Genomic DNA, 10,211 nt, shown 5'->3' with positions numbered 1-10,211 from the left:
ACTCATTGTCTTGCTGACTGTTTCTGTTTCCCTTGACGCATTCATGACGATATAGTTTTCAAGGACCGACGCCGCCCGCTGAAGCGGGGGGGCTCACTGTCCTCGCGGACAGCTTTGATATAATAACACCGGACTCGCGCCAATGCAAGCCCTTTTTTAAACCTTTTTAAAAACCGTTGGAACGGAAGGTTTACTGCAAGAAATCCCAAATTTTTGGGTCCTCAATGCCTAGTCGCCACAACGCAATGCCCCGCAACTCATATCCTGATACCAAATTTATCTTCGATAAGAGACTTTGAGTGTCTTCAAACCATACCGAATGGGTTTGCCCATCTTGAACATAAACAAAGTGGTTTTGCCCTGATTGATGGGTATACTGCTCCTCTAGGCCTTGTGCCTGACCATAACTTAACGCAACAGCGCCAGAACCACCCCAATCATAGCCGTAACCCGGGATCCCAAGAATCACTTTGCGAGGCGGCACAACAGAAATAGTGTAATTCAAAACTGATTGAACCCAAGAGGGTGAGGCGATCGGACCGGGAGCGCCACCTGCATAATGCTCGTCGTAAGCCATAATCATCAATAAGTCTGCACTTTTCGCTAACGCCGCGTAATTATACGCACCTGTCCATGAATTCTGCGGTTGATAGCTTGTCTCTGCTGGCAAAGACAAGGTGACATAATATCCGTGTTGATGAAAGACCTGCGCTAACCGTTGAACAAAAGACGTAAAAGCATTTTGTTCTCCAGGGGCAATGCCTTCCCAGTCAAGATTCACCCCATCAAAACCGTTATCTTCTACTAGGGTTAACATATTTTCTATAGCACGATTGCTCGCCTGCGCGCTATTTAATAACGGTCCGAAAACCGATTGGCCTGCCATATTTTCGACGAGAGCAAACGTCCATAGGTTATGTTCGCGGGCAATTTTCAATACCGCTGGATTCGTTTGCCCCGTAATCGTCCCGTTGGCTTCAATCGTGTACCAAAAAGGAATAATCCCGCTTAAAAAAGGCAAATAATGTTGAAGCATGGCTGCCGCATTACCTTGATTGCCCGGGTCATAAAAATATCCCAACACCATTCCTGGGGGCAATCCATCAGTCGGCGACGCCTGACGCGCTTTGGCATTAGCACGATGACGCAAGGACACGGAAACCTCCGCCGGGCGCAAAAGGGCCCGGTCCCAACTGGCCACGACAGGAACATTTTGAAGATAGAGCAAGGCTCCAATCACGGCAATCAAGGCGATAATTCCCATAATGACGGTCCTTGGATGCCTTCGGCCTGATATTGGCGACCACATTCACGCCCCTCCTTCATCTCAATGCATTCTATGCGGGCCACTGCCTATTTAGACGGGCTTTTCAGTATAATAGTCGTGAAAGGATGGGGAGCGCGTGCATACCTTACTCATCGAAGATGATGATCGTGTTGCTCGATTGATAACATTAGAACTCCGACATGCCGGTTGGGATGTGCAATGGTGCGCCAAAGGTCGTGATGGATTGTCAGAAGCCGTTGGCGGTAGCTACGATGTCGTGATATTGGACTTGATGCTGCCTGACATCGACGGGTTGAAAGTGTGCCAATCGCTACGCCAAGTCTCAGATACGCCCATTCTCATTTTGACGGCACGCGATGCCGTTATTGACCGCGTGCGCGGGCTTGATGCTGGGGCCGATGATTATCTAGTCAAGCCTTTTGCAACGGCTGAGCTGCTTGCACGAATGCGAGCCTTAACACGGCGTCCTGCCAACGTATTTCATCAAGATGATATGATTAAAGTAGGGCCACTAGAGCTCTATCCCATGCGCCATGAAGTTCGCTTAATGAACAGCACGATTGATCTGACCCGTCGCGAATTCGATTTGTTGCAATACTTTATGCAAAATGTCGGGATTACCCTAACGCGCGATATGATTCTCGACCGCGTATGGGGATGGGGTTACTCGGGGGCTTCAAATATTGTCGATGTCTATGTCGGATATCTGCGGCAAAAAGTAGGTCTTCCCACCGAAGAACTCAACCTCGTCACAATTCGCGGCGTCGGTTATGTGTTAAAATTCGAAGCGTCTCCAGCGTAGACTCCACAACCAGCGGAGATGAAGGGCAAGCGGGCCATCAAAGCGATGCGGCCCCGTAATCTAGGTGCGCGTCTTATCACTTCTTGAACAATGACAGGTGGCATTATGGACAACAACTTTGTTCCGCCAAAAGGCGGTGGAGCCGGGCGCACCCAGGTTTCTCGAAAGCACCTGGTTACCTATCCTAAAAGTTTGCGCACACGTTTCACCATTCAAACGGGTGGGGCTATTGTTAGTTTAGTCGTTGCCTTTGCTCTGATTACCCTTTTTGCCGTGAGTATTCATTTGTATGATGCTGCTGTCAGTGACGCCTCGAGCGTTTATTCGGGCATTTCTGAAGCGCATGGCACTACACTGCAGGTCCTTTTGCATGAATATACCCGCAAAGTCGATCCGCATGTTTGGATATTGAAAGACCATCGCGTCTTATTTCGCTCACCTAATACGACCCCATATCCCTTTGGCCCCCTAACCAATGCCATCGTCCCCCATCCGCTCTCCTCGCGCTTAGTCCACGAGCGGGAAGGCCTGCAGTACGTTGTAGACTGGCCCCTGCGCCCAGACATTGATCTGTTAGGCGATTTAGTCTTAGTCATGGGCATAACAGGGGTAGCAGCAGCAGCGGGCGGCGTCCTGCTTGGTCGTTGGACGACACACCGAGTCCTTGAGCCGGTTAAGCGTATGACGCATTCCGTCGAACGCATGTTGGCTACGAATCAATTTTTGCCGGTGGAAAACCCGTCGCGCACCGATGATGAATTCAGCCGACTGGCTGGACTCCTCTCTCAATTAGTGCAAACGCTGGAATCCAGGTGGCAAAGGGACCGAACATTGCTGGCTGACGCAGCCCATCAATTGCGTACTCCTCTTGAAGTCATTCGTGGCAATTTAGACATCCTCCGCGATTGGGATACGATCGATCGCGCTACGGAAGAAGAAACGATTGCCGCTATTGACCGGGCCGTCTCGGAAATGATTACGCTAGTGGGAGATCTTCTCACGTTGGAACACGTGCGCAATGACGGACCGGTCGAGCTGGCCCCCTACTCTCTGCGGCCTCTGTTAGAAGATGCGGTGGAAGATGCGCGAGCTCTTAACCCAGACCTGCACATTACCCTTCACGCCGTTCATACCCACCGCATCTTGGGCCACGAACCGTTCGTACGGCGGGCGTTATGGGCCGTACTCGAAAATGCCGTCAAGTATAGTCCGCCTGGGGGGGCCATTGATATCGACATCATTCCCCAAGGACCATTCTTAGGAATCACCATCCAAGACCATGGGCCAGGAATCCCACCAGAAGATATTCCCCATATTTTTACGCGCTTTTTTCGCGGGACTAATGGGCATGGCAAGCCCGGAACTGGACTCGGGTTGAGTATTGCAGAGGCGCTAATGAAATCCCAACGAGGCTCAATTACTGTACACTCTACGGCCCACGGAGCTGCTTTTACCTTGTGGTTTCTTCGGGCTCCGAACTCATCACCGGGTTCCGCCGAGGAGCCTTTTTAAGACGTGGAACATAATACCAAACATAGCCGGTCACGATGGCTGTCAACCCCATAACGAATAAGAGCGCCGTGGGTATGCCCCCGGTCGTGGTGAGCAACGCTCCCACTCCTAACAGCAAAAATACGGCGCCGACAATAAGCGCGGCCCACGGATAACCCAGCGCCCGAAAAGGCCGCGGTCGCTGCGCTTCCCGCCTACGGAGGGAAAATACCAGCCACGCCGATAAGGCGTACACCAATCCTTCGACGCCCGCTCCGGCGTTGATCAAAACGGTATACCATCCCGTCGCCATGACTCCTAAAGCCAGCGCTAAGGATAACCCAGCTAGAAGCAAGAGCGCATAAGACGGCACCCAATATTTATTCAGATGAGACAAACCCCGTGGCAGGGTCTTCTCGCGCGCCAACGCGTAAACAAATCGCGAGGCGGTAAAGAGTCCCCCATTGAAGGTCGTCATGGCGGTCGTCATGGTAATGATCACCATCCACCAAAATCCCCAGCGCCCCAAGGCTTTCTCTCCGACAATCAATTGCGGGATGAGTGTAGCATGCAAAGCGCGGATATCCGGAAAAATCACGCTAATCGCTACGGTAAAAAGGCCAAAAGCCACTGCAATCAACCCCAACGCCATGTACATGCCGCGCGAAATCGCTCTGGCATCATCAAATTCTTCTGCCAATGGCGTCACCCATTCGAAGCCTACGTAAATAAATACCCCTAACGCCACCGCTTGAAAAATTCCAGGACCGACATGAAATAGCGGTTGGCCATGAGGCCAAGGAGTCTTTCCTAAAATAATCAGCGAAATCACAACCAGAGTCATCAAGAGCACGGCACCGTTAATATCTTGGATTTTACCTGATACCCTAATACCACGCAGATTGGCTCCTGCAATCGCCCCTAACAACAAAACAATCCATAGCCAACCTGGTATTATCGGCACGGCGGCATGAAATGCTTGAGCCAATACAAAAGCATCCGCCGCAATCACAAAAACCACCGTGGCGGCATAGACCAAAGAGATAATTAACGATAGCCTGTCGTTTAGGCCCTTGCGTGTCCAGACCCGAATAGCGGCCGCCGATGGATAAAGACCGCTGAGTTCTGCAAAATTGCTGGCAGAAAAAATAATGAGGCCTCCTGCCACGAGCAAGGCAATCCATGCCGAAGCCCCACCAGCGTATTCGGCCACTTCTACACAGGCCAAAAAATTGATAGCGGCAGAAGCTAAACCAGCACTCGTTGAAACGGCCGTGCGAAGCGGCAACACATGCCTCGAGGCCATCTTATTCCCCCCAAATCAACAGCGTAATAATATCCAGCCGCATCAAATCATCTTGGCTCCCTTTCACCAAAAGGTCCCCCGCATTATAAGGCTCCGTCGGACTCATTGCACCTGAAAAAATAGCTTGGATGATGTCATAAGGGGCTTGAATCTGCAAATCAGGTTCTACAGCAGGTCCCTCGCCTGCCGTAATCACGCCCTCTTGACTGGTCAGCCAAAAAGATTGCGCGCGGTCCGTCGCTACAATGGCAATCCGCCGAGTCCAGTCGCGATTCATCTGACGCAGACGGGAATTAGCATTGCATTGCGCAGCAAAATGTTCTAGGGTCTTGAGCATATCTGTTAGCCTCTTTCTTCACGTTATTCTCTAGTGGGACGCATTTCCCTTTGCACCTTCAAATCGGCTCACATGCCACTGCAGTCCCGCATTCATCACAACATCCGCCCAGCCGTTGTCTTCCGGTCGCACGCCCGATATCGCCACCAGCGCCGCTTCCATCACGTTCGTACCAAAACTACGCCCGTCTAAGAACGGCGTCGTGGTCACCAAGGTCTGTAAATGGCGTTCCTCCAACAACAAGCGATCGTCTTTCGTCGTGGTATTCGTCACGATTACCTTACCCTGTAACTGATCGGGCAAGTAGCGGCGAATGAAGTGAAAATCTCCAGCGATAATGTCGGCTTCATTAAAATATTTTCCATAAGCATTGTTGGACACGGTATGGTCTTGTTCAGAACCCGTAGGATACAACATCGAGAAAGGCATTTTGATGAGATCTGGCAAAAGCTTTCGGGCAAACTCTTCGAGCTCTCCTAGGGATTGAATAGGATAATCAATATGACTGGCAAAAATCAAATCGCCCGCGATTGTTGGAAAGCCCATGGTATAGAAGGCCTCAGCCATTCCAAATCGATCCATTGCGGAGACTAAAAGAACTTTTTGATGCGGGTTGATAAGACCCATTTCCACCAATTGCTGAATCACATGGGGTTCCCACACCGCTTTGAGCCCACTACCATCCACAACCGGCGTATGGCGCGCGGCTTGGGCAAGCTTTTGAGCATCTCGAATTTCATATCGCTGACTTTTAACAACAAGATACCGGTCAATGCCACCTAAACCGATCACATCGACCTTCCCGTCCAACGATGCAATCCATTGCCGTGCACGTTCCATATCGCCATCTGTACCCCGCCGCACAATCTCCACAGCCTGGTCTAATATGACTGCGGTCGTCTGATGATCACGGCGCGCACTACCAAGGCTGACACTGACCACGTGTTTCATTAAATTTCTCAAAGCCTCCCATAGAAAAAAGCTGTGCACAATATTGCACACAGCTAGTGTATCGCCTTTTTCTTCTTATTCCTAGAGCTCGTCTACACTTCCTAAGGGTCGCATCGTCGGGAAAAGAATGACATCCTTGATAGACGGACTATCAGTCAACAACATTATCAGGCGGTCAATACCAATTCCCAACCCCCCCGTCGGTGGCATTCCATGCTCTAGGGCGTTAAGAAAGTCTTCATCAAGGGGAGGCACTTCATCGTTACCCTGACGCCGCTGTTCTTGCTGGGCTAAAAACCGTTCGCGCTGGTCTAATGGGTCATTGAGTTCAGAAAAGGCATTGGCCAATTCACGCCCTGCCACAAACAATTCAAAGCGCTCCGTGAGGTGTGGATGGTGCGGATCGCGTTTCGCTAAGGGCGAAATATCCACGGGATGATGCCACAGAAAGGTGGGTTGTACCAAATCCGGCTCCACAACTGACCCAACAATCTTGTCCATAACTTGTGCGCGGTCAAATTGGGGATCGACCGCAATCCCCAATTTGCGCGCCAACGCATGAGCATCGGCGGTCGAATGAATGTCTTCCCAACGCACACCGGTTTTTTCCCATAGCCGTTCTACCATATCTACCCGAGCAAAAGGCGGAGCAAAGTGTAGGACTTGTCCCTGGTAGGTCAGTTCCGAGCTTCCTTGCAAGTGGCGGACCAACGCGGCCAACAAGTCTTCGACTAAGCGCATGATGCCCTCATAATCTGTATACGCCTGGTACAACTCCAACATCGTAAATTCCGGATTATGTTTAGTCGATACCCCTTCGTTGCGAAAAACGCGGCCAATCTCGTAAACCCGGTCAAAGCCCCCTACAATCAAGCGCTTAAGATGCAGCTCAAGCGCAATGCGCAGATAAAGCGTCATGTCGAGCGCATTATGGTGGGTCGCGAAGGGCCGAGCTTCAGTACCTCCTGCCAAGGGCAGGAGGACCGGAGTTTCAACTTCGGTAAAATGGCGTTCAGCGAGAAATTGGCGGATAAACGTAATGGTTCGACTGCGGATATCAAAAACCCTCCGCACTTCCGGATTGACTAACAAGTCGAGATAGCGTTGCCGATAGCGTAAATCGATATTCGTCAGCCCATGCCGCTTATCGGGTAAATCTAGCAAACTTTTGCTCAGATATTCAAACGTTTGCACCTCAATGGAAATTTCTCCACGGCGCGTCTTAAAGACAGTGCCCTCTACTCCTAGGATGTCACCGAGATCTAGATACTCGGTGAGCCCGAACAACTCGGGGCCCACAATGTCTTCCCGAATGTGGCACTGAATTTTGCCTTCTTCATCCGCCAAATCCAAAAACATGGCCCGACCATGGGTACGAATCGCCATCACACGACCTGCGACCCGCACGGTCCGACCTTCCCACTCCTCGTAGTTTGCATGTAAATCAGCGCTATGCGCTGTCACATCGAAGCGGGTCGGCTGATACGGATTGACGCCCCGCGCTCGCAACGCCTGCAATTTTCCAAGCCGCACCGCGCGGGGATCAAAACTTTCCTCTGCCAAAATCAGCCCTCCAAAAGTTATGAAATCTTCACAATCTGCATCCGAATTTTGCCAACCGGCGCAGACACTTCCACAATTTGTCCGACTCTCGCTCCCATCAACGCTTTACCAACGGGAGATTCGTTTGAAATATGATTTTTGTTGGGATCGGCCTCAGCAGCTCCCACTAGTGTGTACTCTTCTTCAAAATCTTCTTCCAAATCTTTGACAGTCACCACCGACCCAATGTGAACGGCATTGGGGTCGACATTGTGATTGTCTACAACCTTAGCTTGACGGAGCATTTTTTCAAGGGTCTGAATTCGGCCTTCTACAAAAGCCTGCTCATTTTTCGCGTCCTCATACTCGGAGTTCTCGGATATATCCCCAAATTCCCTAGCCGTCTTAATACGTTCTGAAACCTCATGGCGTTTGACCGTCTTAAGATTTTCCAGTTCTGTTTCGAGCTTTTTGAGGCCCTCTTCGGACACTAGCAACTCCTTGTCGCTCAAAATGATACCCCGCTTTCTTTAGTTAACGCTGACTGATGAATGTTACGGAAAAATTTGCTCTCGTATGCTATGTGGACCCATTATATACATTTGGCGCCGCCATGCAATAATCCGTATCACTATTTTGGCGAATCGTTCAAAGATAGCCCGCCTTCAGACACAGCCAGAATAGTTTTTCGCAACGAGTCAATATCCACCACCACATCAGCGCTGAGAGGCGTTTCCCCTAACACTACCGGGATTACAGCACGGCTGTCTAGCAATGCCGCCATTAGGCGCACCCGCGCGTTGGAGGCTAATAAGATAATGGCATCAAACTGACGAAATCGGCTGGCAAGGTCCATGATCTCATTAATCAATTCTATGCCATTTTTTGACTGCGCGTACTCCCAACGCTCTTGGTTAGTCATCACCCAACACAGTTCTACGCCAAGATCCTGGCACGTCTTACGAATTTCCTCCGTATTCTGCACAGGAAAGCCAATCACGGCTATCGAGCGTCCTTTACGAAGCTCACCAACCGTCTCTAGACGCGAGACAAAAGATCGATCCACGTGAAACTTTCGGGCCACATCTTGTTGAGACAGACCTTGAGAGCGGGCCAAAAGAATTTGCTCGGCCATATCGGTAATGCGGGACAAACTAACCACTTTGTCTCCGATGCGGATTAAATCCACGTCAAATCCTCATTGCGTGCATGATTCAACCACTCCGCAATGAGTCGCTCGGCATCTTCCAACGTCTCGATCGACGTCGACCGACTGCGAAAAGCCGCGGATCCCGTTGTGCCCCGCAAATACCATGCTAATTGCTTGCGCATCTCGCGAATCCCCACCACCTCACCCTTCACTTCAACCATCCTTTGCGTGTGTAAACGCGCCATTGCTGCGCGTTCTTCAGCTGATGGGGGGGAGAGATGCTGACCTGTACGAACAAACTCCGTAATCCGGCGAAAGATCCACGGATCACCAAATGAGGCGCGTCCCACCATGACCCCATCCGCATGGGTCTGTTCCATCATCCGCACAGCATCTTCGGGCGTTTTGATATCTCCATTGCCAATAACGGGTATAGACACGCGTTCTTTCACTTGACGAATAAAGTCCCAGTTCGCTGGCCGTACGTATTGGTCATCTCGGGTACGCGCATGAATGGTTAGTGCCGCCGCTCCCACGCGCTCAAAAGCCTCAGCCAGTTGCGGGGCGGTAATCGAATGATGATCCCATCCGGCACGCATCTTCACGGTAACAGGAATATCGACCGCATTCACCACCGCTTGCACCACGGCTACGGCTCCCGGAATATCGTTTAGCAACGCAGACCCATCACCGTTCTTGACAACCTTGGGCACGGGACAGCCCATATTGATGTCAATAAGGTCACACCCTTGTGCGGCCGCCTCGCGTGCGGCTTCTGCCATCATCTCAGGGTCTGACCCTGCTATTTGAATCCCCACAGGGGTTTCTTGCGGATCAATTTCCATCAACCAGTAACTCTTAGCACTCTTATGCAATAAGGCGTTCGCATTCACCATCTCTGTAATGCATAACGTTGCACCCTGTTTTCGGGCAATCGCACGAAACGCCCGGTTAGACACGCCGGCCATCGGAGCAAGCATCACAGGTGGATCAATCGTCATGGGTCCAATTTTCATCGCGGAAAACCGTAGCCTCCTTCCCGTTTGGTGATGAACAACAACGATCACCTTCTTAAAATTTGCCACGCTATTATACCATAATCATTTGACCCTTATTCCGGGCCGCAAGCTAGCATCGCTACAGAGCCTCTTGCCTATAGTCTCCCATAACACTTGTGGAGCCATTTCTCTCCTCAATTATTTTAGGCGGGAAACTCCTCTCTCACAACGTCCTCGGGAATTTTTTCCAGAAATTCTGCCAGCGGGTCTTTGTTGCATAGGACCGTGGATTTCTTGTTATAATTAAGTAAGTTACTAAAATGAGTGTGCTCGCCCCATATTCAGG

Annotated in this window: 10 protein-coding genes; 2 read left to right on the top strand and 8 right to left on the bottom strand. The window is 50.8% G+C overall.

The window, feature by feature from the left end:
- Positions 1–190: 190 nt before the first annotated feature.
- Positions 191–1,309 (bottom strand): glycosyl hydrolase family 18 protein, encoded by a 1,119-nt coding sequence (locus tag CO251_RS12535; protein WP_103376149.1) that lies wholly within the window; start codon positions 1,307–1,309, stop codon positions 191–193.
- Between the two features lie 94 nt (positions 1,310–1,403).
- Between CO251_RS12535 and CO251_RS12530 the strand changes: the two genes are divergently transcribed.
- A complete protein-coding gene (locus CO251_RS12530; RefSeq protein WP_103376148.1) occupies positions 1,404–2,090 on the top strand; it encodes a response regulator transcription factor in 687 nt (228 codons plus the stop codon).
- A gap of 105 nt (positions 2,091–2,195) precedes the next feature.
- A complete protein-coding gene (locus CO251_RS12525) occupies positions 2,196–3,602 on the top strand; it encodes a sensor histidine kinase KdpD (RefSeq protein ID WP_158246336.1) in 1,407 nt (468 codons plus the stop codon).
- Here the strand turns inward: CO251_RS12525 and CO251_RS12520 are convergent.
- From CO251_RS12520 to dusB, 7 genes are all read right to left on the bottom strand, one after another.
- Positions 3,541–4,887, bottom strand: coding sequence for an APC family permease (locus CO251_RS12520; RefSeq protein ID WP_103376146.1), 1,347 nt, complete (start codon positions 4,885–4,887; stop codon positions 3,541–3,543). The genes CO251_RS12525 and CO251_RS12520 overlap by 62 nt on opposite strands.
- A 1-nt stretch (position 4,888) precedes the next feature.
- Complete coding sequence (locus tag CO251_RS12515; protein WP_103376145.1) at positions 4,889–5,224, bottom strand: SCP2 sterol-binding domain-containing protein; 336 nt, start codon at positions 5,222–5,224, stop codon at positions 4,889–4,891.
- 30 nt (positions 5,225–5,254) lie between these two features.
- Positions 5,255–6,175 carry a quinate 5-dehydrogenase gene (locus CO251_RS12510; protein ID WP_103376144.1) on the bottom strand — a complete coding sequence of 307 codons (921 nt, stop codon included), beginning with the start codon at positions 6,173–6,175 and terminating at the stop codon, positions 5,255–5,257.
- A gap of 81 nt (positions 6,176–6,256) precedes the next feature.
- Entirely contained in the window at positions 6,257–7,738 is a 1,482-nt protein-coding gene (gene lysS, locus CO251_RS12505) for a lysine--tRNA ligase (protein ID WP_103376143.1), read from the bottom strand.
- Between the two features lie 17 nt (positions 7,739–7,755).
- The gene (gene greA / locus CO251_RS12500) at positions 7,756–8,229 is read right to left on the bottom strand and encodes a transcription elongation factor GreA (RefSeq protein ID WP_103376142.1); all 474 of its coding nucleotides are present in this window, start codon (positions 8,227–8,229) and stop codon (positions 7,756–7,758) included.
- A 119-nt stretch (positions 8,230–8,348) separates the two neighbouring features.
- Positions 8,349–8,906 carry a transcriptional regulator gene (locus CO251_RS12495; protein WP_103376141.1) on the bottom strand — a complete coding sequence of 186 codons (558 nt, stop codon included), beginning with the start codon at positions 8,904–8,906 and terminating at the stop codon, positions 8,349–8,351.
- Positions 8,897–9,868 (bottom strand): tRNA dihydrouridine synthase DusB, encoded by a 972-nt coding sequence (dusB, locus tag CO251_RS12490; protein ID WP_242968591.1) that lies wholly within the window; start codon positions 9,866–9,868, stop codon positions 8,897–8,899. Before dusB ends, CO251_RS12495 begins: the two co-directional genes overlap by 10 nt.
- Positions 9,869–10,211 lie beyond the last annotated feature (343 nt).

Origin of the sequence: Sulfobacillus sp. hq2 (genome assembly GCF_002903155.1) — a bacterium.
GTDB classification, from domain to species: domain Bacteria; phylum Bacillota; class Sulfobacillia; order Sulfobacillales; family Sulfobacillaceae; genus Sulfobacillus; species Sulfobacillus thermotolerans.
The sequence above is the reverse complement of the archived record's forward strand: the minus strand, read 5'-3'. Positions and strand labels throughout refer to the sequence as shown.